The sequence below is a fragment of the Arthrobacter sp. TE12231 genome, assembly GCF_054062895.1.
Map to the genome: position 1 here is coordinate 4,224,646 of NZ_JBSSFS010000001.1, position 26,628 is coordinate 4,251,273.

21 protein-coding genes are annotated in these 26,628 nt (G+C 65.2%); 16 read left to right on the forward strand and 5 right to left on the reverse strand.

The genetic code is table 11. The features are described from left to right. Positions 1–40: 40 nt before the first annotated feature. Positions 41–364, forward strand: a complete 324-nt coding sequence (locus ACVWYS_RS18950) for a carboxymuconolactone decarboxylase family protein (protein WP_456507846.1) — start codon at positions 41–43, stop codon at positions 362–364. A 171-nt stretch (positions 365–535) separates the two neighbouring features. Continuing rightward, positions 536–1,510 (forward strand): class I SAM-dependent methyltransferase, encoded by a 975-nt coding sequence (locus tag ACVWYS_RS18955; protein WP_456507847.1) that lies wholly within the window; start codon positions 536–538, stop codon positions 1,508–1,510. 49 nt (positions 1,511–1,559) lie between these two features. Here the strand turns inward: ACVWYS_RS18955 and ACVWYS_RS18960 are convergent, their stop codons facing one another. Continuing rightward, the gene (locus ACVWYS_RS18960; protein ID WP_237563360.1) at positions 1,560–2,339 is read right to left on the reverse strand and encodes an MBL fold metallo-hydrolase; all 780 of its coding nucleotides are present in this window, start codon (positions 2,337–2,339) and stop codon (positions 1,560–1,562) included. Between the two features lie 267 nt (positions 2,340–2,606). Here ACVWYS_RS18960 and ACVWYS_RS18965 point away from each other — a divergent pair, with 267 nt between their 5' ends. The 7 genes from ACVWYS_RS18965 (at position 2,607) to ACVWYS_RS18995 (ending at position 11,935) form a co-directional block, all read left to right on the forward strand. Next, entirely contained in the window at positions 2,607–3,668 is a 1,062-nt protein-coding gene (locus tag ACVWYS_RS18965; RefSeq protein ID WP_456507848.1) for a hypothetical protein, read from the forward strand. 60 nt (positions 3,669–3,728) lie between these two features. Further along, the gene (locus tag ACVWYS_RS18970) at positions 3,729–4,613 is read left to right on the forward strand and encodes a LysR family transcriptional regulator (protein WP_116766395.1); all 885 of its coding nucleotides are present in this window, start codon (positions 3,729–3,731) and stop codon (positions 4,611–4,613) included. A gap of 199 nt (positions 4,614–4,812) precedes the next feature. Continuing rightward, positions 4,813–5,910 carry a tartrate dehydrogenase gene (locus tag ACVWYS_RS18975; protein WP_456507849.1) on the forward strand — a complete coding sequence of 366 codons (1,098 nt, stop codon included), beginning with the start codon at positions 4,813–4,815 and terminating at the stop codon, positions 5,908–5,910. 111 nt (positions 5,911–6,021) lie between these two features. Beyond that, entirely contained in the window at positions 6,022–7,476 is a 1,455-nt protein-coding gene (gene dctA, locus ACVWYS_RS18980) for a C4-dicarboxylate transporter DctA (protein ID WP_456507850.1), read from the forward strand. Between the two features lies 1 nt (position 7,477). Then, on the forward strand, positions 7,478–8,629 hold the full coding sequence (locus tag ACVWYS_RS18985) for a glycerate kinase (RefSeq protein ID WP_456507851.1): 1,152 nt from the start codon (positions 7,478–7,480) through the stop codon (positions 8,627–8,629). A 311-nt stretch (positions 8,630–8,940) separates the two neighbouring features. Continuing rightward, positions 8,941–10,104: a glycoside hydrolase family 26 protein gene (locus ACVWYS_RS18990; RefSeq protein ID WP_456510257.1), complete on the forward strand. Its 1,164-nt coding sequence runs from the start codon at positions 8,941–8,943 to the stop codon at positions 10,102–10,104. A 211-nt stretch (positions 10,105–10,315) separates the two neighbouring features. Further along, entirely contained in the window at positions 10,316–11,935 is a 1,620-nt protein-coding gene (locus ACVWYS_RS18995) for a S53 family peptidase (RefSeq protein WP_456507854.1), read from the forward strand. 170 nt (positions 11,936–12,105) lie between these two features. Here ACVWYS_RS18995 and ACVWYS_RS19000 read toward each other — a convergent pair whose 3' ends face one another. After that, the gene (locus ACVWYS_RS19000; RefSeq protein ID WP_456510258.1) at positions 12,106–12,795 is read right to left on the reverse strand and encodes a GntR family transcriptional regulator; all 690 of its coding nucleotides are present in this window, start codon (positions 12,793–12,795) and stop codon (positions 12,106–12,108) included. Positions 12,796–13,099: 304 nt separating this feature from the next. On the opposite strand from ACVWYS_RS19000, the gene ACVWYS_RS19005 reads away from it, so the two are divergent. Genes ACVWYS_RS19005 through ACVWYS_RS19030 form a run of 6 tightly spaced genes read left to right on the forward strand, consistent with a single transcriptional unit; the run spans position 13,100 to position 20,380 of the window. Further along, complete coding sequence (locus tag ACVWYS_RS19005; RefSeq protein WP_456507856.1) at positions 13,100–14,179, forward strand: ABC transporter permease; 1,080 nt, start codon at positions 13,100–13,102, stop codon at positions 14,177–14,179. A 36-nt stretch (positions 14,180–14,215) separates the two neighbouring features. Beyond that, positions 14,216–15,940: an ABC transporter substrate-binding protein gene (locus ACVWYS_RS19010; protein ID WP_456507857.1), complete on the forward strand. Its 1,725-nt coding sequence runs from the start codon at positions 14,216–14,218 to the stop codon at positions 15,938–15,940. 60 nt (positions 15,941–16,000) lie between these two features. After that, entirely contained in the window at positions 16,001–17,002 is a 1,002-nt protein-coding gene (locus ACVWYS_RS19015) for an ABC transporter permease (protein ID WP_456507858.1), read from the forward strand. Then, positions 16,999–18,075, forward strand: a complete 1,077-nt coding sequence (locus ACVWYS_RS19020) for an ABC transporter ATP-binding protein (protein ID WP_456507859.1) — start codon at positions 16,999–17,001, stop codon at positions 18,073–18,075. The genes ACVWYS_RS19015 and ACVWYS_RS19020 overlap by 4 nt, the downstream gene beginning before the upstream one ends. An 8-nt stretch (positions 18,076–18,083) precedes the next feature. After that, a complete protein-coding gene (locus tag ACVWYS_RS19025; protein ID WP_456507860.1) occupies positions 18,084–19,115 on the forward strand; it encodes an ABC transporter ATP-binding protein in 1,032 nt (343 codons plus the stop codon). 23 nt (positions 19,116–19,138) lie between these two features. Beyond that, complete coding sequence (locus ACVWYS_RS19030; RefSeq protein WP_456507861.1) at positions 19,139–20,380, forward strand: amidohydrolase family protein; 1,242 nt, start codon at positions 19,139–19,141, stop codon at positions 20,378–20,380. 75 nt (positions 20,381–20,455) lie between these two features. Here ACVWYS_RS19030 and ACVWYS_RS19035 read toward each other — a convergent pair whose 3' ends face one another. Together ACVWYS_RS19035 and ACVWYS_RS19040 are read right to left on the reverse strand one after the other, a co-directional pair. Further along, complete coding sequence (locus ACVWYS_RS19035) at positions 20,456–21,766, reverse strand: MFS transporter (protein ID WP_456507862.1); 1,311 nt, start codon at positions 21,764–21,766, stop codon at positions 20,456–20,458. A gap of 219 nt (positions 21,767–21,985) precedes the next feature. Then, a complete protein-coding gene (locus ACVWYS_RS19040; RefSeq protein ID WP_456507863.1) occupies positions 21,986–23,356 on the reverse strand; it encodes a DUF3100 domain-containing protein in 1,371 nt (456 codons plus the stop codon). A gap of 251 nt (positions 23,357–23,607) precedes the next feature. On the opposite strand from ACVWYS_RS19040, the gene ACVWYS_RS19045 reads away from it, so the two are divergent. After that, positions 23,608–25,128: a chlorohydrolase family protein gene (locus tag ACVWYS_RS19045; RefSeq protein ID WP_456507864.1), complete on the forward strand. Its 1,521-nt coding sequence runs from the start codon at positions 23,608–23,610 to the stop codon at positions 25,126–25,128. Positions 25,129–25,214: 86 nt separating this feature from the next. On the opposite strand, the gene ACVWYS_RS19050 is transcribed toward ACVWYS_RS19045, so the two are convergent. Continuing rightward, positions 25,215–26,354 carry an ROK family protein gene (locus tag ACVWYS_RS19050; RefSeq protein WP_456507865.1) on the reverse strand — a complete coding sequence of 380 codons (1,140 nt, stop codon included), beginning with the start codon at positions 26,352–26,354 and terminating at the stop codon, positions 25,215–25,217. Positions 26,355–26,628 lie beyond the last annotated feature (274 nt).

The window sequence follows — 26,628 nt, forward strand, 5'->3', positions numbered from 1 at the left end:
CTACCAACCTGCTCTTCACATCTCCCGAAAGGACTCCATTATGAGCGATTCAAACCAGACCCGGGCCCAGCAACTCATCGGCGACTTCGCCCCCAAACTCGTTGACCTCACAGACCGTGTGCTCTTCGGCGATATCTGGGAACGAATCGAACTCTCCCCGCGGGACCGCAGCCTCGTCACGGTCGCCAGCCTCATCACCAGCGGCAGCACCGAACAGCTCCGCGGACACCTCGTCCGGGCCAAGTCCAACGGCCTGACCGAGACCGAACTCAAAGAGGCCATCATCCATCTGGCCTTCTACGCCGGCTGGCCCAAGGCGATGTCCGCCATCACGGTGGCCAAGGAAATCTTCGCCGCCCCGTGAACGCGTCTCCGGGCGTGGTCGCGCCCTGGAAAGGAGCCGGACGGGCATGGCGCCCGCAGTGGAGTGGGAGCAGTATGAGGGAATGAATCCGCCCAGCGCCGGGACCTGCTCAGAAGCGACTACGCAGTCTCCATGATCTCCGGTAGCACCATGAGTCGAAAGGAACGGGAAATGCGCCAGACAGGTGCCGCCATCGCCTTCTATGCGCTCAGTATTGTGCTGCTACCGGTCTCGCTACTCGGCTATGCGATCTGGGTGGTCAAGCTCCGGGCCGCGAAACCGTCCGGTGTGTCGACCAGTGCGCAAGCCCCGCTCTCGGCCAGGTGGGCGATGCACAATTTCGGCGTGCGCGAAGACCAGGCCGCGAACCGGCTGTTGCCCGTCCTGCCCGGCGTGCCCTGGCTGGGCATGCGGCTGGCATTCTGGCCGACGGTCTTGGCGCACCGCGTCACCGGATACGTCCCGAAGACCTTCCGTTACCCCTTCGAGGGCAATGTCCCTCCCCAGGCCGAGGCGTCGGCCAGGGTCACGTTCTTCGACAGCGCCGTGGACCGCTTCCTTCCCGCGATCGACCAGCTGGTCATCCTCGGCGCCGGTTTCGACACGCGTCCGTACCGACTCCCGCAGGACACGCCCGTCAGCTCCTTCGAGGTCGATGCCCCGAAGACACAGGCGGTCAAACGCGCCATGCTGGACAAGGCAGGGATCGACGCACGCAAGGTCACGTTCGTACCTGCTGACTTCGAGAAGGATGACTGGCTCGCCAAACTTGCCGACGCTGGGTTCGACCCCGGGCGCCCGGTGCTGTTCCTCTGGGAAGGCGTGACAATGTACCTCGAGCAGGCAGCGATCGAGGACACGCTGAGCAAGGTCGCGGGCTGCGCCCGGGGCAGCCTGCTCGCCTTCGACTACTTCACGACCGAGACTCTCGAATCAACCATGCTGTACTGGCGGTACGGGAGGGCGGCGGCCAAAGCAGTGGGCGAGCCGTTGAAGTTCGGTGTGGACAGCACACCGCCGTCGCGGGAGCGCCTGTCCGAACTTCTCCGATCCTGCGGGTTGGCGATCTTCGAACAGCATGTGCTCGGTCGTGAGACCACGAAGAAGCGCGCCTGGGGTGGCTTCGCGATTGCCGTGGTGCAGTGAAGCCGATGCCGAACGCGGCCGACAGCGGGGACGAGCCCGGACTGAGGCGTCAGGCGCGGAGGGATGCCAAGGCGTGGGAGAGGGGCATGGCTAACGCGGGACCGTGGCCCGGAAGAATGACCGACGCTTCTACGCCGTCGAGGACATGGGTCGCGGACAGCACGGTGCCCGGCTCGGTATGGAACATCGGATGGAGCATCTGCGGGCCTCTTTGCCGCGTCAGGGGGTGCCCAGTGATCAAGGAGTCGCCGGTGGCGATCACCCCGGCGCCGCGGAAATAGATGGAGGCGTTGCCCGGCGTGTGGCCGGCAACCAGAATCGCCTCAGGGCTGCCCGGGAGTTCCCGGAGCTGCTCCGCCGTCCAGGCCCGGGCCTCGGTGGCTGGATCGGCGTTCAGCGCGCCGGCGCGGATCGCGTGACTCATCCAGCGCAGGACGCGCGGACGCCAGGCGCGGAGGACAACCTGTCCCAGGCCGACCTGGTGCTTTTCGTGTCCCTGGACGTGTGCCAGCTCTTCGGGACTGCACAGGATCGGGGTCCCGAACGTTCGGGAAAACAGGGCCGCCGACCCGGTGTGGTCGACGTGACCATGCGTGATGAGGATGGCGCGGGCCTTGGCCGGCTTCAGCCCGGCGTAATCGATGGATTTCAGGACGAAGTCCGTGTCGCCGGGGTAGCCGCTGTCAACGAGGATGAAACCGGACTCGTCCCGGACGATGATCCAGTTGGATGCCGGGCCTTCGACAAAGAAGAAGCCGGGAGCCGGTTCGGAAACCTGCGATGAGGGCTGCCATGCGGTGTGGCCGGAATGCGCAAAAGGGTCGGGCAAAGGACTGTACTCCTGAAGATGGTGATCAGATGACGCTTTGTACAGCCTGCCGGGCATCCGCCAGATGGGCTTGGTAGACATATGATGCCAATCGGTTCAGGCAAACTCAAATCCACAAGTCGTGATCCTTGACCCTTGGCGGCACGGTTTTGACAAAAAATATGACATAAGCCCCAAATGGTGGAAGATGGCCCCCTGGTCATGCCAATTGGTTGCGTCATAATGGGCGGCGGCAACGACCCTATATGAGCGACGGGCGCAGGAGTCATGAACACGTTAGGCGACACGCGAGGCCGATGGGTCCTGGTGGACTATCTCAACAAGGAGCAGCCCGGTCTCCTGAGCATCGGTGCGGTGAACTACTCAGGGTCCAGTGTCCGCAAGAACCTCGATCCGCTGGGCCGCGAACTGCTGATGGACCGGATCAAAGCCGTCGCTGAGACCGGACGGCAAATCCACGACCCAGTCCATCATCGGGGCATCAATTACCGTGTTCTCGCAGTGCCGATTAGCTCTCCGATGACGAACACGGTTCTTGCAGTTCTGGCCGTCTACACTGCGGCGGGAGACAACCCGCCACCGCGCCCGCCGATCGGCGCCCTGGAGTGGACGATCTCCTCCACCGGGCACATTGAAACGTCCTGGAATGATGACCTCTTCGCCATCTACGAGATCGATCGTTCCGGGGAGAGCCCCACCGGGGACATGAACCAATGGGTCAGCGAACTGATCTCCCCTGAGGACAGAACCCGGATGAAGGTGACCATCGACGCGGCCATCACTTCGATGAACGCACAACGCTACCTGGTGCCGTACAAGATCATCACCAGATTCTCGTCTGCTTTGCCCGGGATCAAGAACCTCGAGGTGTCCGGTCGGGTCATCCCTGACGAACAACGGCAGGGCAAGTGGCTGCGTGCCATCACACGTGAGGTTCAGGAGGCCACCCCGTCCCCGATCACGCCTGGTTTCGGGGACTTCCAGTCCAGCAGCCTGCTACGCGCCGTCTTCGAACTCGCCGAGGAGCGGGTGCTGATGGCCGTCGACACCGCCTGCTGGCAGACCTTCATGACGTCCGGCTCTTGGCAGCGGTTCGGCATCCAGTCACCGAGATTCGGCTACCTCCCCCACGTCATCCATCCGGACGATTACCGCGCCTTTAGGGACACCGTTGAAAAGGCTCAGCCCGCCATCCGCGCGACAGTGCGCCTCCTGCACACAGACAGCACGTACAGGCCGTACACCGTTTGCGCCAGCAGCGGCCAAAGTGGACACGGCGACACTGACCGCTACGCCGTTGTGGCCTTGTCCCGCCTTACAGGGCCGTAGGGCCCCATGAGGGTTCGGGTGTAACCTGCTCAAAACCTCTGGCCGAGTGAAGGAGCTGGTGTGGACACACGAAAGCTGAAGTATTTCTTGGCCGTCGTTGACCACGACGGATTCAACCGCGCCGCAGAGCATCTGCTCATCGCCCAGCCGTCTCTTTCCCAGACCATCGCCGCCTTAGAGAAGGAACTGGGCGTGCCGCTTTTCCACCGGATCGGCCGCCGGGCAGTTCTGAGTGAGGCGGGCAAGGAACTCGTCGGGCCGGCACGTCTGGTGATGCGGGACCTTGATGCGGCGCAGTCCGCGGTCCAGGCGCTGCGGGGCGTGCGGAGCGGACGGCTGGACATTATCACCATGCCGTCGCCCGGCATCGAGCCGCTGACGTCCATGATCGCCGGGTTCACCCGCGCGTATCCGTCGGTCCGGCTCAACGTCAGTGCCGCGTTTACGCCGGAAGAAGTCATCGAATCCGTCCGCAGCGGCAGTACGGAGATCGGCCTTGCCGGCTCGCCCACGCCCATCCGGGTCCCGGGCGTCCAAGTCCTGGAACTGGAACGCCAGCCGCTGATTCTCATCGTCAATCCGGAGGCCGACACTTTCGCCCCGGGGACGGCCATCCAGCGTGATGACCTGGGCGGACACCGGCTGATCGCCAGCCAGCGCGGTTCCCTCATGCGCTGGCTCGTCGACGATGCGCTGGCGCGCGGGGTCGACGCCGAAATCGTCGTCGAGGTTGCCCACCGGACCTCGATCCTGCCGCTGGTCCTGGCAGGCGTGGGCCACGCCGTGATGCCCTCATCGTGGGCCCCGCTGGCGCACAAGTCAGGGTTGCGGACCCTCCTGATTGAACCCGTGTCCCATCTTGACGTGGCCATTCTGAGCCGTAAAGAAGGCCTGACGCCCGCCGCCAGGGCATTCCTGGACGTCGCAGCCCTCCACACCAAGTAACCCGCCCGTCGATTGCTCCGATAACGCCCTTTTGCGCGTCCAAAAGGGCGACCTCTCGGCAGTCGATGGAACAGACCAATAGGCTGCGCCTATCTACCGGATCGGATCTTGGTCTTGGACGGCGGGTGTCGCCTGACCGTCTACTTGAAGAGGACAGGCAGTGTGACGCTGCTAACACACTCAACAAGGAGGTAGGCCCGTGAGCGCCACCCAGATATTCAGCATCGCTTCCATCCCTGCCGATGGCGTCGGCAAGGAAGTTGTCTCCGCCGGCCGCCGTGTCCTGGACGCCCTGGCCCAGAATTCCGGCGGGAAGTTCGCCTTCGAATGGACGGAATTCCCGTGGGGCTGCGGCTACTACGAAAAGACCGGCCAGATGATGGACCCGAAGGGCCTTGAGGCCCTGAAGAACTTCGACGCTATCTACTTCGGCGCCGTCGGCTGGGAAAACGTCCCGGACCACATCAGCCTCTGGGGCCTGCGCCTGAACATCACACAGAACTTCGACCAGTGGGCCAACATCCGCCCGGTAAAGTTCCTCCCCGGCATCCAGTCCCCGTTGCGCAAGGCCGACCACACCGAACTCGACTGGATTGTGGTCCGCGAAAACAGCGAAGGCGAATACGCCGGGCTCGGCGGACGGAACCTCAGCGGCCGCGGCCCCGGCAACGAGGTCGCCCTCCAGACCGCTCTGTTCACCGAAAAGGGCTGCGAGCGGATCATGCGCTTCGCCTTCGACCTCGCCCGCACACGCACCGTGAAAAAAGTCTCCTCCGTCACCAAGTCCAACGCCCAGCAGTACGGCATGGTCCTCTGGGACGAAACCTTCCAGCGCGTGGCCCTGGACTACCCGGACGTGGCCACCGAAAGCGTCCTGGTCGACGCCATGAGCGCCAAGTTCATCCTGCACCCGGAAGACCTGTCCGTCGTCGTCGCCTCGAACCTGAACGCGGACATCCTCTCGGACCTCGGCTCGGCCCTGGCCGGAAGCCTCGGCCTGGCAGCCAGCGCCAACCTGAACCCGGAACGCCGCTTCCCGTCCATGTTCGAACCCGTCCACGGCTCCGCCCCGGACATCGCCGGCAAGGGCATCAGCAACCCGATCGGCGCGATCGCCAGCGCCGCCCTGATGCTGGACCACTTCGGCCTGCACGAGGAAGCCCGCCAGGTCGAGGCCGCCATCGAGCAGGCCACCGCCGCCGGTTACCTGACGCGCGACGTCGGCGGCGACGCGAACACCGATGACGTCACCGACGCCATCATCAAGACCCTCACCCACACCCTGGCTGCCGTCTAGCCTTGCCTGACCCGGGGCGGGCGGCGCCGCGCACTGCCGCCGCCCGCCCCGACCTACTTTTTTCATTCTTCAAGCACCACGCCACTCACATTCCACAATGAGGTAGGAATCATGGGACACATCACCACCGCGGGCAGAGCCGCGGCATCCAAAAAAGCGGCCCCCAAGACACGCTGGTACAGGCAGCTGTACTTCTGGGTACTGACCGGCATCGTCCTCGGCATCCTGGTCGGCTGGCTCGCCCCGGCCGCGGGCATCGCCCTGGAACCGATCGGCACCACGTTCGTCAACGCTATGAGAATGCTGATCGGCCCGATCGTGTTCCTGACCATCGTCGGCGGCATCGCCAGCGTCGCGGACCTGAAAAAGGTCGGCATGACCGGCCTGAAGGCCCTGACGTACTTCCAGATTGGCACCATCTTCGCCCTGCTCTTCGGCCTGGTCGCCATCAACGTCTTCCGCCTCGGCGACGGCGTCAACGCCAACGCCAGCGCGATCAAGACGACGGACTCCGCGGCCAAGCTGATCGACGCCGGCGCCCACCAGGAATGGTGGCAGTTCCTGACCCACATCATCCCTACCAGCATCGTCGCGCCCTTCGTGGAGGGCGACATCCTCCAGATCATCTTCATCGCCGTGATCTTCGGCATCGCCCTGAACGCCATGGGCAAAGTCGGCGCCCCTGTCCTGGACGGGGTCCAGCGCCTCACCGGCGTCATGTTCAAGATCCTGGGCTTCATCATGAAGGCCGCTCCCTTGGGCGCATTCGGCGCGATGGCCTTCGCCGTCGGCAAGTACGGCGTCTCCTCCCTCTCCAGCATGGGCGGGCTGATCGTCCTGTTCTACGCCACCTCCATCCTCTTCGTCGTCGTGGTCCTCGGATCCGTTATGGCCTTCCTGAAGCTGAACATCTTCAAGATGATCCGCCATCTCAAAGAGGAATACCTGCTCATCCTCGGCACCTCCACCGCCGAACCGGCGCTGCCGGGCCTGATGCGCAAACTCGAGCACGCCGGGGTCAAGAAGGAAACGGTCGGGCTCGTGGTCCCCACCGGGTACAGCTTCAACCTCGACGGCGCCGCCATCTACCTTTCGCTGGCCGCCGTGTACATCGCACAGGCCACCAACACGAACCTGACCATCGGCCAGCAACTGGGCCTCATCGCGGTCATGCTGCTCACGTCCAAGGGGGCAGCCGGGGTCGCCGGGGGCGGGTTCATCGCCCTGACCGCCACCCTCGCCACCCTTGGAACCATCCCGGCCGCCGGCATCATGCTCATCTTCGGCATCGACAAGTTCATGTCAGAATGCCGGGCCCTGGTGAACTTCACCGGCAACGCCGTCGCCACCTTGTTCATCGCCTGGTGGGACCGGACGCTGGACGCGGACCGGGTGCGCCGGGTCTTCAACGGGGACACCGTTGAGCCAATGCCCAGCGAGGACCCGACACCCGATGAGTTCACGGACATCGCTGCAGACCTAACCGACCCGCACGCGGAACCGGGCGACGACGTCGACCTGCCCTACGGGAACGGCCGCAGCCCCGCCTACTCGAAAAGCATCTGACATGCTCACACCAACCGCTCCGACAACCGTGCGGGCGCTCATCGCCCCGGACAAATTCAAAGGCAGCCTCACCGCCGCCGAGGTGGCCGATGCCCTGGCAGCGGGCCTTCGGTCCGCAGGATCCGGATCCGGGTCCGTCCACTGTGGACTGCTTCCCCTGGCGGACGGGGGTGACGGCAGCGTGGACGCCGCCGTCGCCTCCGGCTTCACCCGGCGCAGCTACACCGTCGCGGGGCCCACCGGCCAGCCCATTCGGTCCAGCATCGCGTTCGACGGCTTCACCGCCGTTGTCGAGGTGGCCAACACCTGCGGCCTGGGACTCCTGCCGGACGGAACACTGGATCCTCTGGGTGCCTCCAGCCGCGGTTTCGGTGAGGCGGTTCTGTTCGCCCTCAGCCTGAAGCCGGCCAGGATCGTCCTGGCCCTGGGCGGCAGCGCCAGCACCGACGGCGGCATGGGCATGCTCACCGCCCTGGGCTACAGCTTCCGCGACGCCGACGGCGGACAGCTCTACGGCAACGGCCGGGCGCTGGCACAGATCCACACCGTCCACCGGACCGCGCTCCCCGAACTGGCCGACACCGAACTCATCGTCGCCAGCGACGTGCACAACCCTCTGCTCGGCACCCAGGGGGCACCGGCCGTCTTCGGACCCCAAAAGGGCGCGTCACCACAGGACATCGCGATCCTCGAGCAGGGTCTGGAGCACTTCGTGGCCAAGCTGGCCGAAGCCGGGTTCGCGGATGCGGCCGTCCTGGTCGGGCACGACGGCGCCGGCAGCGCTGGAGGGCTCGGCTACGCGTGCCTGCTGCTCGGTGCCAAGCAGGTCTCAGGCGCCGACTACTTCCTGGACCTGCTGGACTTCAACACCCGCAAGGACAGCTGCGACGTCGTCATCACCGGCGAAGGCAGCATCGACCAACAAACCCTCGCCGGGAAACTGCCCGCCGCCGTCGCCCGGCGGTCGGGCGCCCGTCCGATCATCGCGGTCGCCGGCCGCTCCCTGCTCCCGAAGGCGCGGTGGCCCGAAATGGCCGTGACACGGGTCTACGCGCTGGCCGATTACACCAATCAGGACTCTGCCAAGGACCCCAAACTGTCCGCCACCCTGCTCCGCAGGATCGGACGAGACATCGGAGCAAGCCTTCTATAGGCGGTCTCCATACGCAGGAGAGGCAACGCCCGCCCGGGGTACCCGGACGGGCGTTCGTAACTCGTCCAAAGACTGTCCTCGATCCGGCGGGTCTCCGATAGAGGAATCCTTGGCCAATCCTTGGGATCTGCTGCCCCTGATGGCTCCCGGTGCGGTACGTTCCTGACGGACACTGGACGTTACGGCTTCCGGTAGGCAAGCCTCGTCCCGCCACGACGCCCCGCACTACCGGGGCCCGGTCAAGGAGTCCCGATGAAGCCACTAAGAACCCTGGCCTGCATCCTTGCCCTGCTGGCCTTAGCCTGACACTCGTGGAGGTACCCGCGCAGGACGCATCCGCGTCCCTTAGCCTCAGCCCGACCAAGGGGCCACCCGGAACCATCGTCACCGTCACCGGCACCGGTTTCCCCAAGAAGAACGCCGGAACACTCAGCGCAGGCGTCAATTCCGTCGCCTTCAAGGTCAGTGCCTCGGGATACTTCACGGCCGACGTCGTGATCCCGCCAACGTCCCAGCCGGTCCTTGATATTCAGGCCGTATCCGGCACCGTCAAGGCTTCCGCGGCCTTCACCATCGTCGCCACGCCGGTAACACAACCATCGCCGCCGGCCAGCAGCAGCGCGCCGCTGCGTTTCGGCGTCGGCACCCCGGGCGGGCCGCTGGCCTCGGCAGAACTGGACCAGGCCGCGTCCCTCGCCGGCGAGGCACCGTCCGTCATTTTGTCCTATAAGGACTTCAATCAGGCTCCGCCCATCGCGGAGTTGGATGCCGTCCGCAGCCGCGGCGCCGTGACCCTCCTGACCTGGGAGCCATGGGCCTGGGGCGGCGGAACCGAACAGCCGGCCTATGCCCTGGACCGCATAACGGCCGGAAACTTCGATCCCTACCTGCGGCAGTGGGGCGTGGCCTTGGCGTCCTGGGGGCACCCGGTGATGCTGCGCTTCGGGCACGAGATGAACGGCAACTGGTACCCCTGGTCGGAGGAAATCAACGGCAACGGCCCCGGTGATTACGTTGCCGCGTGGCGGCACGTTCACGACGTCGTCTCCGCCACGGGCGCCTCCAACATCACCTGGGTGTGGAACCCCAACGTCCCGTACTGGGGGTCGACAGCGCTCGACGGCCTCTATCCGGGTCCCGTGTACGTGGACGCGGTGGCGCTCGACGGATACAACTGGGGCACGTCGGCGGCCTGGAGCAGCTGGATCTCGCCCTCGGAGCTCTTCGGCCCGGGCCTGTCCGAACTACGTCGCCTCGCGCCGGGGAAACAAGTGCTCGTGGCAGAAACGTCGTCGGCAGAACAAGGCGGGTCCAAAGCCGACTGGAACACGGCACTGATCAGCTATCTGGCGTCCCAGTCCGACGTCACCGCGGTGGTCTGGTTCGATTTCAACAAAGAAACAGACTGGCGGATCGACAGCAGCACCGCTTCCGCCACGGCGCTGGCGTCCGCCCTGGCTGCCCGCCCCAAGTAGCGGCCGGCCAAGCAGAGAGGTCTTGAAGTCTGAGGCCGTACCGGCTACACCACTAAGTGAATATCCCGACAAAGCTGAAGGCTGTCCCACCAGTGACTGACAGCCGTAGGAATGATCGTATCTATGGCCGATCAAGACCTCGGATCCTCCGGGTCCAGGAACATTCTGCCTACTCCCTTACGAATGAATGTCCACGTGATTGGAGAACACCATGAGCGACAAGCCAGCTACCCGTCCATCTTTCGCTGAGGACAGCGTCCCGCTGCCCGGTTCGGAGCGCCACGGGGTACCCGAAGTCCGGGCCGAACACGGACCAGTTGATCCGGCCCGCAGGATCGAGGTCACGGTGATCCTGCGCCGGAAGGCCCCGATGCCGGAGACGGTCAAGGAACCCATGTCGGTCGAAAATCTGGCAGCAACCCACGGCGCCGGCCAGGATGACATGCAACTCGCCACGGACACTTTCACGAGGCTCGGGGCGGAAGTCCTGGAAGCTGATCCGGCCTCGCGCCGGCTGCGCCTGGCAGGAACTGTTGAGACGCTCAGCGATATCTTCGGCACCAGCCTGAATGAAGTGACGAGCGCCGGACCCCATGGCGCCGAGGTCATCCACCGCCACCGCACCGGAGGACTAAGAATCCCAGCGGCGCTGGATGGCATCGTCACCGCTGTCCTCGGCCTTGACGACCGGCCGCAGGCCCGGGCCCAGTTCCGCGCGATCCCCCTGGCCACGGCGGGCACCAGCTACACCCCGCCGGAGCTGGGAAAGATCTACAAGTTCCCGGCCGGCACCGATGGCGCCGGGGAGACCATTGCCATCATCGAACTCGGCGGGGGCTACTCGACGTCGGACCTGAACGTCTACTTCAACGGCCTTGGGATCACGCCGCCAAACGTCACGGCTGTCGGGGTCGACGGTGCGGCCAACCAGCCAGGGATGGATCCGAACGGGGCGGACGGCGAAGTGATGCTCGACGTCGAGGTCGTCGGCGCCCTCGCACCGAAAGCGGACATCTTGGTCTATTTCGCTCCGAACAACGACGCCGGCTTCCTCGATGCGATCATCACCGCCTCGCACGCGAACCCGACGCCTGCGGCGATCAGCATCAGCTGGGGCCAGAGCGAGGACGGCTGGACCGCGCAGGCGCGCACGGCGTTCGACCAGGCCTTCGCCGATGCCTCAGCCCTCGGCGTCACCGTCACCGCCGCGGCCGGCGACAACGGCAGCGCCGACGGAGCCAGTGACGGAAAGGACCATGCCGATTTCCCCGCTTCAAGCCCGTATGTTCTCGCTTGCGGCGGCACCCGGCTCGAGGCCGATCCGGTTACCGGAAACATTGTCCGTGAAACGGTCTGGAATGACGGACCAAACTCGGCAACCGGCGGCGGCTTCAGCGACGCTTTCCCTGTTCCTACCTGGCAGAACGGACAGGTCGCCCACGCCAAGCATCATAAGCCTGGCAAGCCCGTCAAGAAATTTCTGGGCCGTGGCGTGCCGGATGTCAGTGGGGTCGCGGACCCGCAGACCGGATACAAGGTAAGGGTCAACGGCACAAACATGGTCATTGGAGGCACCAGCGCCGTGGCACCGCTCTGGGCAGCCCTGGTCGCGCGTTTGGCGCAGGCGAGCAACCGCCGGTTTGGTCTTATGCAGGCCATCATTTACGGCCACATGGCATCCTCCAACACGGGCTTCCACGACATTGTCGTCGGCGACAACGGCTCCTATAAGGCCGCGCCAGGCTGGGACCCCTGCACCGGCTTCGGCAGCCCCGACGGAACGGCCCTGCTCGCCGCTATCCAATCCGGGGCAGGGGCCGGGACCCCATGATCTGGTCCTGCACGCCCTGCTCCGCCACGCCGGGAAGGACATCGAGACAGGCCTCCTGGCGGCGGGATTCATCTGCAGGCGACAGCAACGCCCGCCCGGGATTAACCCGGGCGGGCGTTTTTGGACGCTTGGCGACAACCGGAGACCCGGAGGGCCAATAAATCAGCCGGCTAAGGTGCGAGCGTGTGGGCGAGCCCGGCAAGAACCGGTTCACGGCCCAGCTCAATGTGCGAATATGCCAGCGAATAGGCGAGATCGGGGCGGCCCTTGAGGATGGCATTGCAGAGCTCGACATGCTCGTCGCGCTGGAGCTCATTGCTGCGGTTGTGGGCCAGGCCGAAGATCCAGCGCATGCGGCCAAAAAGCGGCTTAACCGATTCGACAAGCAAACGGTTGCCGGAGAGCCGCACTATCTCGGCGTGAAATTCCGCGCTGAGACTCGCAACCTTCACCTCAGGACCTTCGTCGATGGCCAACCGCGTTTCGTCCACGAGTTCCTGCAGCCTTGCGCCGCTTTGACCCTCAGCAACCCGGACCGCCGCGGTCCGCGCGGCGAACGTCTCGAGGCAAAGCCGGACATCGAAGAGTTCGTTGACGTCCGTGAGCGTTAGCCGACGCACCGCCGCACCCCTGCGGGGGAAAGTTTCAACGAAGCCGTCCTGCTCCAGACGTTGGATGGCCTCCCGTACGGGAATCCTGGACACGTTGTGCAGTTCCGACAGTTCCCGTTCGCGCAACCGCATGCCCTGCTCGTATTTGCCGGTCACGATCCCTTCAAGGACCAGTTGATACACGTGTTCGGCCCGGACTTCGTCATCCCGCCCGTTCAGCGCATCACCTTTCGGTTCAACCACACTCACACCGCCGTTCGTCACTCACCCCGTGGCCCTGGCGGACGGTGCCGCTCAGCGTTCCAACTGAGCATACACGCGCTCAACTGCCGGTTCCGGCCACATGCAAAGGCTCCCGCGCAACTAACCCCCAAGTGCGTTTCCACCGCGATCGGCGGGCCGGCCAAGTCACGACACCGTCCAAGCCACACCTCTCTCTGGTATTCCAGATGATGCTAAGTTGTGATTTACATCGCACAAATCGTGCCCTAATCTTTGTTTGGTATACAAAATGTTGGAGCTTGCTCCTTGGACCCTGAATCGAGCGTTCCCGATGACCCAGCTTCAGTCCGGTGCCACACCAACTGCTGCGAGTCCTTTGCCCGGCGCCAGCGACGATGGCAGCAGCGGCGTCAGCCGCCCCATGTCCCCCGTCGACCAAACGACCGCCAGCACGGGTCCCGCCCAGGCACGGTCGCTGCTGGCCACTGCCTGGCTCAGGATCCGCAGGAGCAAGATCGCCCTGCTGAGCCTCTGTGTCGTGGTCGCAATCGTGCTCTTTGCCGTCCTCGCGCCTGTCCTCAGTGCGTGGTCCGGAAATGATCCCTTCACCTCCAACACCAGCCCGGACGTCCTTGATGACTTCGAAACCCCGGGCCTGCCTCTCCCCGGCTACATGTATCCCTCTGAGCAGCACTGGCTGGGGGTCGAGCCCGGGCTCGGGCGGGATCTGTTCGCCCGGCTTGCCTTTGGCGGTCAGGTCTCCCTCACCATCGCCCTCCTTTCAACCGCCGTCTCCGTCGTCCTTGGCACCGTGCTCGGGGCGGCGGCCGGCTACTTCGGTGGCAAGACGGACGCGATCATCAGCCGCGTCATGGATCTCTTCCTCGCCTTCCCGCACCTCCTGTTGGTGCTGTCGCTGACGCCCATCCTTCAGTCCAGGCTGCGCGGCACGCCTCTGGGCCAGGGCAGCTTCCTGCCCATGGCCTCGCTGGTCATCATCCTAGGATTCTTCGGCTGGGCGTATCTTGCCCGGATCGTCCGGGGCCAGGTCCTCAGCCTCCGGGAGCGTGAATTTGTTGAGGCGGCCCGCTCGTTCGGCGCCTCCCACCTCAGCGTGCTGTTTCGGCAGATTATCCCCAACGTGATGGGCGTCGTGCTGGTATACGCGACCATGCTCATCCCCACCAACATCTCCGCGGAAGCCGCGCTGTCCTTCCTCGGCGTCGGCGTCAAAGACCCGACTCCGTCGTGGGGCCAGATGCTCAACGCCGCCCAGTCCGGCAACTGGTACCTCAGCGATCCATGGTTCCTGGCCGTCCCCGGCGCCATGCTCATCGTCACCGTACTGGCGTTCAACCTGCTCGGCGACGCCGTTCGCGACGCCTTGGACCCCAAGGCCTCCCGCCACTAGCACCCATCACCATCACCCACCCGTATGAGGAGAACCATGAAATATCCATCCAGAGTGCTGGCACTTGCCGTGCTGATCTCCGTGGCCGCCACCGGTTGTTCCGCGGCCCAGGGCCAGTCGGCCGCCAGCAAAGCCAGCGGTTCAGCGACGGATTCGGCCGCGTCGGTGGTCAAGCCCGGCTTCACCACCAAGGGAGGCAACATCAACATCCTGATGTCCTCCGACTTCCAGACACTTGACCCTGGAAACAGCAACTACGTCCAGACGGCCAATGTCGGACAGCTGTATTACCGGACACTCACCATGGCCAAAGAGACGGCAGGCCAGCCGCCCACCATCGTCCCGGACCTCGCCACGGATACCGGGAAGGTTTCTGCCGACGGCCTCACCTGGACATTCACGCTCCGGGACGGTGTCAAGTTCGAGGATGGCCGCCCGATCACATCAGCCGACGTCAAGTACGGCATCGAACGCACCTTCGCCCAGGATGTCTACACCCAGGCGCCCCAGGAGCTCAATTCCGCGCTCGACGCCGGCGGCTACAAGGGACCCTACAAGGATCCTTCCGCCGTACTCGAGGCAGTCGAGACCCCGGACCAGCGCACTGTCGTCTTCCACCTGAAGAAGCCGTTCGCTGAATTTCCTGCGCTGGCCTCACGGTCCAACACCGCTCCTGTGCCCCAGGACAAGGACACCAAGTTGGACTACACGAACCATCCGGTCTCATCCGGCCCCTACATGGTGGAATCGTACAACCGCGGCAAGTCGCTCAAACTCGTCCGCAACCCGCACTGGGATCCCGCGACGGACCCCAACCGCACGGCACTCCCGGACACCTTCAACTTCTCCCTGTCCACGTCGCAGGCCACCATCAGCCAGCAGTTGCTGGCCAACGCCGACACCAACGCCATCACCCTGGACTCGAACGGCGCCCTCCAGACCTCGGATTCGGCCAAGCTGGCCGACGCCCAAGTCAAGGACCGGGTCGCCTCAGGGCTGCTGGGCTGCAACGACGTGCTGAGCCTGAACACGCAGAAGATCACGGACCCGGATGTCCGCAAGGCAATTGCGCTTGCCCTGGACCGCCAGTCGATCCTGGTCCAGTACGGGGGCCGCCGTTTCGGCGAGCTCACCCAGACGCCGCTGAACGACAAGATGCGCGGGTACGTGGCCCAGGAGTTGGAGATCGATCCCAGCGGAAAGCCCAAGCTGGACGAGGCCAAGAAGCTCCTCGAAGGCAAGACCTACCCCAAGACTCTCACCTTTGGCTACGCCAACAACCGGGACGCTTACAAGAACACAGGCACCGTGGTCCAGGAGAACCTCAAGGCCCTGGGCATCGACGTCCAACTGGTGCCGATCCCGGCCCCGAACTATTACTCCGTCATGGCCAGTGAGCAACTGCCGGACATCGGACGGTCAGGCTGGTGCGGTGGCGCCGATCCGTCTTCGATCCGGACCTCGGCGGACCCCATCCTCGGCCCGAACAACGATGGCACCAGTTACGGATTCTCCAACACGTCCCGCTACTTCGACCCGGAGGTGTCCAAGGCCATGTTTGAGCTGCGGGACACCGCGGGGACCTCGGAGGAGCTGGGCAAGAAGTGGTCCGAGGAATTCGGAAAGGCACTGAAGACCTACCCGATCATTCCGCTCGTCCGCAGCCACACGAACAGCGTCGTCGGCTCCAACATCCGCAACGCCCAAGTGGGCTACTTCTTCGGCGGCATCGACCTGTCGATTGTCGGCGTCGAGCACTAACCGGTCCTCACAGAAGGAGACGCGGGCCGCCCGGATTCAGGCGGGCGGCCCGCAACCACAATGATCAGATTCATACTTCGCCGGACAGGCTCCTTGGTCCTGCTACTCATAGCCGTCAGCTTCATCACCTTCACTCTCTTCCAGCTGGGCCCATCCGATCCGGCCTCGGCCGCGTGCGGCCAGGAATGCACGCCGGAACGTGTCGCCGAGGCGCGCGTCGCCCTGGGCATGGACCAGCCGTTCTTCCTTCAGTACGCCGACTACATGCGCGGGCTGGTGTCGCCGCGCATGATTGGGGCCCCCGGCGCCGAGTCCGTCTGCCAATGGCCCTGCCTCGGCAAATCGTTCCAGACGAATGAGAACGTCTCGGACATCATCAGCCGGTCGCTGCCCTACACGCTCTCGATGGCAGTCGGCGCCCTGGTCCTTTGGACGGTTTCCGGCGTGGGCCTTGGCCTGCTCGCAGCCCTCAGGAAAGGCAGCGCTACAGACAAGTTCATCGTCGGCGCCGCGTCCGTGGGCGTCTCGCTGCCGATCCCCGTCACGGGCCTGTTCCTGCTGCTGGTGTTCGTCAATCAGCTGCATCTCCTGCCGTTCACCACCAACGAGATCAACAGCCCGTTCGGCGCCCAGGGGCCGTGGGCCTGGGTACTCAACTATCTGCTGCCATGGATTGCCCTCGCCGTGCTGTTCAGCGCCTCCTACATCCGGGTCACCCGCACCAACATGATTGAAACGTTCGGCGAGGACTTCATCCGCACGGCGCGGGCCAAGGGACTGGCCCCGCGGACCGTGACGTTCAAGCACGGTGTCCGGGCCGGCATCACCCCGATCGTGACCATGCTCGGCATGGACATCGGCCTGCTGCTCGGCGGCGCCGTCCTCACAGAACAGATCTTCTCCGTGCCGGGGCTCGGATTCACCGCCGTCCGGGCCGCCATCTCCGGCGACCTGCCCGTCACCATGGCCATCACCATGCTGGCCGCTTTCTTCGTGATCGTCGCCAATGTCGCCGTCGACCTCGCCTATGCCGCCATCGATCCCCGAGTGAGGCTCCAATGACCCAGACCTATCCCGGCGCGCCCGCCGCTTTCCCGTCCCCCGCGCCAAACCCTGCAGCGGACGACGGCGGGGCTCGCGCCTTCCTGGACGTCCAGAACCTGTCAGTCGCATTTCCCACCGACGACGGCCTGGTCTCGGCCGTCAACGGCATGGACTTCACCCTTGAGCGCGGGCAGACGCTTGGCATCGTAGGCGAATCCGGATCCGGAAAATCAGTGACGAGCCAGGCACTGATGGGCCTGCTCAAAGGCACCTCGGCCCGGGTCTCCGGCCAGGCCCTGTTCCAAGGTAAGGACCTCATCACGATGTCCGAGTCAGGGATGCGCCAGCTGCGTGGCCGGAACATCGGCATGATCTTCCAGGACCCGCTGTCGGCACTGCACCCGTTCTATACCGTCGGGCACCAAATTGAGGAGGCCTACCTCGTCCATCACCAGGCGAGCAAAAAGCAGGCCCGGGCTGCGGCCATCAACATGCTCGGCCGGGTGGGGATTCCCAGCCCCGAGCAGCGCTACGACGAGTACCCGCACCATTTCTCCGGCGGCATGCGGCAGCGGGCCATGATCGCCATGGCCCTCATCTGCGAACCGGAACTGCTCATCGCGGACGAGCCCACCACGGCCCTGGACGTGACGGTCCAGGCGCAGATCCTGGACCTCATGGCCGAACTCCAGGCGGAAACCAACTCTGCGCTGATCCTCATCACCCACGATCTGGGCGTCGTGGCCGAGGTCTGCGATTCCGTGCTTGTCATGTACGGCGGCCAATGCGTCGAGTCCGGACCGGTGGACGAGATCTTCTACGACACCCGGCATCCGTACACCCTGGGCCTTCTCAATTCCATGCCGACGCTCACCGGCACCTCCGGCCTCCTCAACCCGATCCCCGGCCAGCCGCCGTCGCTGCTTGACCTGCCGTCAGGCTGCATCTTCAGCTCCCGGTGCGACTACGCCGCCCTGGCCGGGGCCGACGTCTGCCGGGAGCAGAGGCCCGAGCTCCTGGTGGAGGTCGGCCACGGCAAGCGCTGCCATCTGAGCAGCCGCCAGCTCATCACTATCCGGACTTCGCGTTAGGACCCGCCATGGACAGGCAGCCAATTCTCCAGGTGGAGAACCTTCAAAAGCATTTCCCCGTCAAGGGCGGGCTCTTCTCCCCCAGCGGCGGCCGCACAGCCAAAACCGTCAAGGCCGTCGACGGCGTCTCGTTCAGTCTCGACCGAGGCCAGACGCTCGGACTTGTAGGTGAGTCCGGATGCGGTAAGTCCACGACGGGCCGCATGGTCGCCCGCCTGCTGGATCCCACCGGCGGGCGGATCGTCGTCGACGGCGTGGACATCAGCCAGCTGCGCGGTGCGGATCTGTACAACTTCCGACGCAAGGTCCAGATGATCTTCCAGGACCCGTTCGCGTCACTCAACCCGAGGCAGACGGTCGGCACCGCGATCGCCGCGCCGATGGTGGCGCAGAAGATCAATCCGCCCGCAGGACTGAAGAACCGCGTCAAAGAACTCATGGAACAGGTGGGCCTCAAGCCCGAACACTACAACCGCTTTCCGCATGAGTTCTCCGGCGGCCAGCGCCAGCGGGTGGGCATCGCCCGGGCCATTTCGTTGAACCCCTCGGTAATCGTGTGTGATGAACCGGTGTCCGCCCTGGACGTCTCCGTCCAGGCGCAGGTAGTAAACCTGCTCCAGGAGATCCAGCGCGACACCGGCGTCGCCTATATCTTCATCGCCCACGATCTCTCCGTCGTCCGGCACATCTCCCACCAAGTGGCCGTCATGTATCTCGGCAAGGTTGTCGAACAGGGTCCCCGCGAGGAACTGTTCCGCCTTCCCCGGCACCCCTACACGCAGGCGCTCCTGTCCGCGGTGCCGCTGCCCGATCCTCGCGCAGCTCGGCGACAGGTGAAGATCCGGCTCCGTGGAGATCTCCCGTCACCGGCCAACCCACCCAGCGGTTGTGTCTTTCGCACGCGCTGCCCGCTGTTCGGCACGCTGCCCGAAAGCCGGCAGCAGCTCTGTATCAGCGACATTCCCTCGCCGGCCGGCCTCGCCGCCCCGGCCTGCCACCACGAGGGTCTGGCAGCAGCCTCCCCCGCCGGTGTCCAATAGTCCCAACACAAAGGAGCATTACATTGACTACCCTGATCCGCGCCGTCCGTCCCTGGGGACAGGCGCTGAGCGACGTCCTGCTCAAGGACGGCAAGATCGCCGGCATTGAACCGCATAACCCGGCTCGAACGCCGTCGGACTCGACCGGCACCCTGGGCGAGGCTGTCACGGTCGTGGAGGGCCGCGGCCGGTTGCTGCTCCCGTCCTTCTCGGATGTCCACGTGCATCTGGACTCGACCCGCATCGGACTGCCGTTCCGCGAACACACCGGCGGTCCCGGCGTCTGGACCATGATGATGAACGACCGGGAGAACTGGCGCCTCGCCGAGGTCCCTCTTCAGGACCGTGTCAACAACACACTCGGCCGAATGATCGCGCGCGGCACCACCCGGGTCCGCTCCTACGCCCAAGTCGACGTGGACTGCCGGCTGGAACGGTTCGAAGCCGTCCTGGCGGCCAAGGAACAGTTCAAGGACCAGGCCGACGTCGACATCATCGCCTTCCCGCAGGCAGGCCTCCTGCTCGAGGACGGCACCGTACCCCTCATGGAGGAGGCCCTCAGGGCGGGGGCCAATGTCATGGGCGGCATTGATCCGTGCAGCCTGGACCGGGACCCCGCCCGGCATCTGGACATCGTTTTCGGCCTGGCCGAGAAGTACCAGGTCCCTATCGACATCCACCTCCACGAACCGGGCGAACTCGGCGTCTTCAGCACGGACCTGGTCCTTGAGCGCACCCGCGCCCTGGGGATGCAGGGCAAGGTCACCATGTCCCACGCCTACCAGCTGGGCAGCGTCTCCGACGCCACCACGCACCGGCTCATCGAGGAGTTCGCGGAGCTGGACGTTTCGATGGCCTCGGTGGCCCCGGCGGTATCCGGCCAGCTCCCGCTCCCGCTGCTGGCCGAGGCCGGCGTCCGCGTCGGTCTCGGCGAGGACGGCCAGCGCGACTACTGGTCCCCCTACGGCAATACCGACATGCTGGACCGCACCTGGCAGCTCGCGTTCACGCACGGATTCCGCCGGGACGAGCTGATCGAACACTGCCTGGCGATCGCCACCGTAGGCGGCGCCAGCGTTCTGAATCCGGCCGCCACCCGGCTGAAAGGCACCGCGCACCGGCCGGGCCTCGAGGCCGGCGATCCCGCCGAGCTGCTGCTGGTCGACGGCGAAACGGTGGCCTCCGCCGTCATGGACAGGGGCACCGACCGCACCGTGATCCACCGTGGCCGCGTCGTGGCGGACCAGCTGCAGTTGGTTCCTTAGCCCCGCAACAAGAAGTGGCAGGGCCCCTCGTTTGAGGGACCTGCCACTTTTCCTATTGCCGGCCGTACATCTTGGTCAGCTTCCGACGCCGGCCGGCCGCACCTCTCCGGCGGGCACAGTTCCCTCCTCGACGGACGCGATGCGTCCGTTCACCGCGAAGTATCCCGCCAGCGCCAGCAGCATGGCAACTCCTGCCAAGGCCCAGAACGCAGCCCCCCAGCCGCCGGTCACATCGTGAAGCAGGGCCACCCCCAAAGGCCCCAGCGAGGCGAGGGCGAAACCCAGGCCCTGGCTCATCGCCGAGAGTTTCCCGGCGGTTTGGGGCCCTGTCGATCGGAGCACCACGAGCGCAATGGCAAGCCCGAATCCCGCGCTCTGGACAACCCCCAGGACACCCACCAGCAGGAACTGCAGCTCGGCCGGGCCCGCCAGCACCCCGAGCAACGCGGCCGCCACGAGCACCCCCAAGCCGGGCGCCATGATCTTGAGAACCGCCGGCCGGCTGGCCAGCACGGGTGCCAGCAGGCTGGCCGGAAGGCCGGCCACGCTGAACCAGGCAAGGAGCGCCGCAGCATCGCCAGCCGTGAGGCCCTTCGACACGAGGAAGACCGTCAGCCACGAAGTAACCGCGAAATACAGCAGCGCCTGGAGACCAAAGAATGCGGTCACCGCCCAGGCAGTTGCCTGCTGCCGCAATGCGCGGGCGGCACGGGGCCGCGCCTCCGGGTCAGCAGTCGAGCTGCCGGGCTCGACGGCACGGGCAGGCGGACAGGACCCCGGCGCCACGGGTCCTGTCCGCATGCCGCCGTGCCGGAGGATCAGTACTGCCCCCAGCACAGCAGGAACAGCCCACAGGGCCAGAGCCCCCGGCAGGCTTCCGCCCAATACGTGCTGCAGCGGCTGGACCAGCCCTGCTCCCAGTGCCGCTCCGAGACCGAAGCCCATGCTGCACAGCCCCGTCCACCAGCCGGTTCCCTGATTGGCCTTGACGATCTGGGGCAACAGCACGCTCGCCGTCATGATGGCCATCCCCGCAAGGAAGGTTCCGGGGAGCATAAGGGCCGGCAGCAGCACGCGGGCCGCCAGTGCAACGGCCAGCATCAGCATCGCAAGAGCGACAGCCCTCCCTGCACCCACGCGCCGTGCGAGCCATGGCCCGCACGGGGCGGAAATCCCAAAAGCAAGCACCGGAAGCGCCGCCAGGAGCGGAATCGTCTGGGGAGCTATCCCGAGCCCCTGTTCCAGCTGGCCCATGGATCCGGCGACGGTCGTAATCGCCGGCCGAAGGTTGATGGAAACGAGGCTCAAGGCAATGAGGGTCCATGCGATCTTTGAAGCCGCAGGCGTCCGGGGCCGCTCCCAGGGCGCTTGGGGGGTTTCTTCCACAGTCGTCTCCTGACAAGTATTTGGTATACCAAGAATACCTTGGGATTAAGGTTCGTGCGCCGGGATACGGATTCTCGTGGCACTGCCTGCGCCCGAAAAGGCCTTTTGGAATACCATCGAGCCCCTGCGGAAGGCGCGCCAGGGGCGACGGCGGTTTCCGCCGTCGCCCCTTCCACGCCACACTGTTTCCTGTTTTCCGGAGGTTCCGCGCCGGATCCGTTACCGCCCGAGAGCCATCTGTCCCAAGGCGGCCGCCGCAATGAAGGATGCACTGTACGTCACGAGGGCGACCACGATGATCTTCCAGCTCAGGGACTTCAGCGCTTTGATGTCCCGCCCGACGGTGAGCCCGATCAGCGTCAGCGCAGGCAGCCCGATGAGAATCACGTCCAGATGTTGGGTCAGCCCGGCGATGAGCCCCGAAGTGGGCAGGGACGGCGCCGAAAGCACCGTTGTGATGGTCAGCACCCACACGCTTGACGGCACCGACGGCAGCAACCGGGCCAGACGGAATGACAGGCCCGTCAGCAGCAGCAGGACGATCACGCCCGCCGCGTCATTCCAGGCGAAGTTCTTTGTCCCGACGACGTTCATGACCAGGGCCGAGGCACCGGCGATGGCAAAGGCGAGAATGGTGATCCGCGGCGTCACCTTGAGCGTGGGATCCACCTCCACTGCGACCGGGGCGGCAGGCTGCGTTGCGCCAGGCAGCTCCGGCTTGCTGCGTGCCCCGCGGGTGGACCTGCCGTCGTCGTCCTTTCCGAAGAGCCGGCTCCAGAAGGTGTAGAGCCGCCGGCACAGCGGCAGGGACAGGAAGACCCCCGCATAGAAGCCAACGATGTTCGTGACGAGGTTGGACAACGCGGCCAGCGCCATGATTTCGCCGGCCTGATCCGGATAGAGCAGAGACAGCGCCCCGACGCCCCCGAGCATCATCGACGCCGAGCCGAGTCCCAGCCCCAGGGCCAGTGCGCGGGGATCGAAGATGTTCAGTCCGCCGAGGAATCCAGCGAGCAGGGAGATGAACACAGCACCAAAGAGGCTGCCGAGCAACCACACGGAGAAGACGCCCCGGTACTCTCCGGAACGGACTCCGAAGCGCTGTATGGCGAAGGCGAGGAAGGATTCGCGGTCGATTGACCACGTGGCTCCGACCGCCACCCGGCCCAACCCCATGGCCACGGCAATCGGCAGCGCCAGTATGACGGTGCCGAAGATGTGCCCTACTTCCTGAAGAAGGATGGCTGGACCAGTCTCAGTGACTTTGGCGAGCGAGGGTCCGATCTGCGTGCCGAGCCGGGCAAGGAAGAGAATGATCCCAATCTCCAGGAGCAGCGTTGCAACGGCCCGGCTTGCCCCGGAGACACGACGGATTCGCTGCGTGCCGAGGATCCCGCCGAGGACCACGGCCCAGATGATGGGGAAGAGGACCACTGGCGCGGGCCCCAGCTGGAACTTGTACGTGCCAATCAGGACGGCCGCCACCGAAACAAGCAGTGACACGGTTACCACCGTCCACCAGTGTCGGCGCGTGATCTGTTGATCCGAGACCGGGGCGGATTGGTTGATGAGCTGGGCTTCTGAGGCCATGGGAGTAACTGTCCTTTGGGGAAAGACCTGCCACCCGTACTAGGCGGTCGCTGGGTCAGGGGAACGTGTCGTGTCAAGCTCACAAACCGGTTTGTATACCAAAATAGAATAGGTCAGGGCCGGCGAGATGTAAATCACTTTCAAAGACTAGTTTTTAGAGGTTCTGAGGAAGGGCGGTCTCCCGAAAACCTCGATGGCCCTTGGCGGTGGTATACCAAAATGAGTATGGTTTGATTTGTGCGGTCCGCTGAGTGGCCGCCCCCATCATCGAATCGGAGGTTGGTTTGCGCACCAAATTCAGCGCGGAATTCGTGCTCGGGCATGAATCCGGTCAGCACGTACTCATCCGCGACGGCGACGTCGTCTTTGAGGACACTCGCATCGTCTATGTCGGACCGAACTACGAGGGTCCGACGGACCAGTCATTCGAACTTGGCCGGTCCCTCATCACACCGGGCCTGATCGATCTCGATGCCCTCACCGACATCGATCACCTGCTGATCGATTCGTGGGCTTCCACGGACCGGGCCAACGGCCTGCAATGGTCCGAAGATTACTTCCACAACCGCCGCGCGGACGTCTTTACAGCGCAGGAACGCCAGACCATCCGGAAATATGCTTTGGTGCAGCTGGCCCTGCACGGCGTTACGACGTATATGCCCATAGCATCCGAGATCCATTCCGCCTGGGCGGAAAGCTTCGAAGAGCTTGCCGGTATGGCCGATGCCTCCCGCCAGATCGGGCTGCGGGGATACCTTGGCCCTGCCTACCGTTCCGGTGTCAATGTTCTCCGTGCTGATGAGGAGCGCGACGTCGCATTCGATGAGGAGCAGGGGCGTGCCGGGCTTGCCGATGCCGTCCGGTTCCTGGACTACGCGGAGGACCTGGCGGACCCCCTGATCAACGGTGTTCTGTTGCCGTGCAGGATTGAAACGCTTACCGCGGAACTTCTGCGCGCAACGGCTGAAATCGCTCGCGAACGGCACGCGCTTGTGCGGTTGCACTGCCTTCAGGGGGCCCTGGAGCGGGAGCTGCTGCAGCGCTGGCACGGGCTGACCCCCCTCCAGCTCCTGAAGCAGACAGGGCTGCTGGCTGAGCGCCTTCTCATCCCGCACGGGATCTTCGTGGACCGCAACCCGCTCGTGGATGGCACCGACCTGGGTGATCTTCAGACTCTGGCGGAGGCCAACATCTCCATCATCCATTGTCCGCTCACGTCCTTCAGATACGGCATGGCCCTCGACTCGTTCGCCGCCTTCCGGGAGGCCGGCGTCAACCTGTGTCTCGGAACGGACTCCTTCCCACCGGACCTCATCCGGGGCATGGACACGGGCGTGCACCTGGCCAAGCTTCTTGACCACAGGCCCGACGCAGCTCCGGCGGAGCACTACTTTGAAGCGGCAACCCTTGGCGGCGCCCGCGCCCTGGACCGCCCGGACCTGGGGAAACTGGAAGCGGGAGCCCAGGCCGACCTCGTTGCGTTCTCCCTTGACGACATCAGGGACGGAGTCCTGGACGACCCGGTTCGAACCCTCCTGCTCAACGGAACAGCCCGGCAGGCCACCCATTCCGTCGTCGCAGGGCGCCTGATCATGAGCGACGGCGTCATCCCGGGCATCGATATCCCGGGCCTGCGAGCGGAGGCCCAACGGCTCTTCGAGAAGATGAAGGAAGCGTACTCGGAGCGCGACAGTGAACACCGAACGCCCGAGCAGCTGTTTCCTCCTACTTTTCCTGAAGCGAGGCAGATCCAGCTGGTCATCGACCAATAGTCTATTTCGCGTGAACTCAACGCCGGTATCCGTTCATCTGTCAGCCATCCGGGACGGGGCACCGTGCCGCGATTCGGACCGGCGGATCACCGGCGGTATTCGGCCCAGATTCCTTCCACGGCCGCGTCACGGGCATGCAACGAGGCCCCGGCCAGGGGCCCTTCTGTGCCGAGATCGCTGACGGTCACCAGTGTTGAGGGATCCAGCAGGTGCGGCACCAGGATGACGCGCAAACGGTCCACAAACGCCGGGCAGTCCACCAGCGGCCCGCTCAGCACGACGGCCGCGGGGTCGCTTAGGGTGGCCGTGTTGCCGATGGCTTCGCCCAGCAGTTCGAGGAAGTCGTCGGCCGCCGGGGAGTCAGGCTGTTCCGTAAAGAGGCCGCGGTAACGGTCCATGTCCAGGGAAAGCCCGCCGGCCGTGGTGATCCCGAGATCGAGCAGACGCTCCATCAGCGTCCGTCCATTCTGCCGCAGATAGGCGATCTCTCCCGCGATGCCGTGTGAGCCGCGGCGCACGTCGCCGCCCATGACGAGGGACGCACCGATGCCGGCACCGACATAGACCATCAGGAAGTCCTCGACGCCGCGCATCGCTCCGGACTCGCGCTCCGCCAGGGCCGCCCAGTTGACGTCGTTGTCAACCCGGACCGGCCCCCGGCAGTCGCCGAGAAAACGTTCGCTCAGGTTCCACTGCCCTTCGGGGAAGGGCGCGTTCGGCAGGCTCAGCACGGCCTGTCCGGCGGCCTCGACGGGGTTGGCCTGGGAGATGCCGGCGGCCAGGCACGGTGTGGAAACATCGCGCCGGTACTCGGCGAACAGGCCGGAGAGGGCGGACTCGAGCTGATCCCGGGTCTGCGGCGTTCCCGACGAGACCTGGTAATCACCCACGACGCTGCCGCGCAGATCAGTGGCGCGGAGCTGGGCGCGGCCGGTGGCCACCGCGACGGCGAGAGCATGTCCGTAGCCGGGGGCGATGTCGTAGATCGCCGCGGTGCGGCCGCGCGGCCCGGCCGACTGGCCCGTCTCACTTATCAGCCCGGCTTCCGTCAGCCGGGTGGCCGCCTCGGAGGCGGTGGGCTTAGACAATCCGGCGGCCGCTGCGATGGCCGCCCGGGAGCTGGGCCCGTTGCGGCGGAGATGTTCGAAGAATCGCCGGTCAGTGACCGTGGCCAATGCCTGCGGCGTCGATGCAGCCGGGGCCAGGGAGTGCGGGGAACGGGTCAAGGCAGGGGTCCTCCGATAGGGGTCTTCCCCATCGTAACGGAGTGCCCTACACTGGAAAAAGGAATTAGTTAGGATTCTTTACTATAGGAGGAATTGCTGTGGAACCGACGCCCGCCACCCCTCAGATCCCGGCCGATCTCCCCGGCGCCGGTGACCGCCGCCGCGAGCTAGGCCTTCGCGAAGTCCGGGGTCACGAGCTCCCAGGGATGTGTCACGGACAGTGCCCTCGGACGGCAGGCTTCCCCCTTACATCGAAGTGCCCGATGCAAGAAAC

Excerpts from the sequence above, each read along its gene's own strand:
- ACVWYS_RS18950 (WP_456507846.1), top strand. The coding sequence starts at position 41 with ATGAGCGATTCAAACCAGACCCGGGCCCAGCAACTCATCGGCGACTTC.
- ACVWYS_RS18955 (WP_456507847.1), top strand. The coding sequence starts at position 536 with ATGCGCCAGACAGGTGCCGCCATCGCCTTCTATGCGCTCAGTATTGTG.
- ACVWYS_RS18965 (WP_456507848.1), top strand. The coding sequence starts at position 2,607 with ATGAACACGTTAGGCGACACGCGAGGCCGATGGGTCCTGGTGGACTAT.
- dctA (WP_456507850.1), top strand. The coding sequence starts at position 6,022 with ATGGGACACATCACCACCGCGGGCAGAGCCGCGGCATCCAAAAAAGCG.
- ACVWYS_RS18985 (WP_456507851.1), top strand. The coding sequence starts at position 7,478 with ATGCTCACACCAACCGCTCCGACAACCGTGCGGGCGCTCATCGCCCCG.
- ACVWYS_RS18995 (WP_456507854.1), top strand. The coding sequence starts at position 10,316 with ATGAGCGACAAGCCAGCTACCCGTCCATCTTTCGCTGAGGACAGCGTC.
- ACVWYS_RS19005 (WP_456507856.1), top strand. The coding sequence starts at position 13,100 with ATGACCCAGCTTCAGTCCGGTGCCACACCAACTGCTGCGAGTCCTTTG.
- ACVWYS_RS19010 (WP_456507857.1), top strand. The coding sequence starts at position 14,216 with ATGAAATATCCATCCAGAGTGCTGGCACTTGCCGTGCTGATCTCCGTG.
- ACVWYS_RS19015 (WP_456507858.1), top strand. The coding sequence starts at position 16,001 with ATGATCAGATTCATACTTCGCCGGACAGGCTCCTTGGTCCTGCTACTC.
- ACVWYS_RS19020 (WP_456507859.1), top strand. The coding sequence starts at position 16,999 with ATGACCCAGACCTATCCCGGCGCGCCCGCCGCTTTCCCGTCCCCCGCG.
- ACVWYS_RS19025 (WP_456507860.1), top strand. The coding sequence starts at position 18,084 with ATGGACAGGCAGCCAATTCTCCAGGTGGAGAACCTTCAAAAGCATTTC.
- ACVWYS_RS19040 (WP_456507863.1), bottom strand. The coding sequence starts at position 23,356 with ATGGCCTCAGAAGCCCAGCTCATCAACCAATCCGCCCCGGTCTCGGAT.